Here is a 239-nt window from a genome sequence, read left to right on the forward strand (position 1 = left end):
CGCAATACTCCCTGATAGATAAGGGCGAGTTTATTCAGTTGCAGGTTCCGGAAGCGTTCGAGCAGGAAGTGAATAAGCGCCTGGCCAGGTTTGGCATTGACGAACAGACCGTAACTCACCCCGTTACACCAAAATACGCGAAGCTGATCGCCACGCTGAAGGAGTTTTTCCCGGAAGGTAAGCAAATCATCTTCACCGATGAAAAAACGCAGCACCAGAAGCTCAAGCGCATTATCTGC

The 239-nt window shown here is 50.2% G+C and carries 1 protein-coding gene; it reads left to right on the top strand.

All coding sequences use genetic code 11. The features are described 5' to 3' along the window. On the top strand, window positions 1-239 hold a 239-nt coding region (locus BT993_RS07095; protein WP_143604342.1), incomplete at both ends, for a hypothetical protein.

The sequence above is a fragment of the Streptobacillus ratti genome, from assembly GCF_001891165.1.
GTDB classification, from domain to species: domain Bacteria; phylum Fusobacteriota; class Fusobacteriia; order Fusobacteriales; family Leptotrichiaceae; genus Streptobacillus; species Streptobacillus ratti.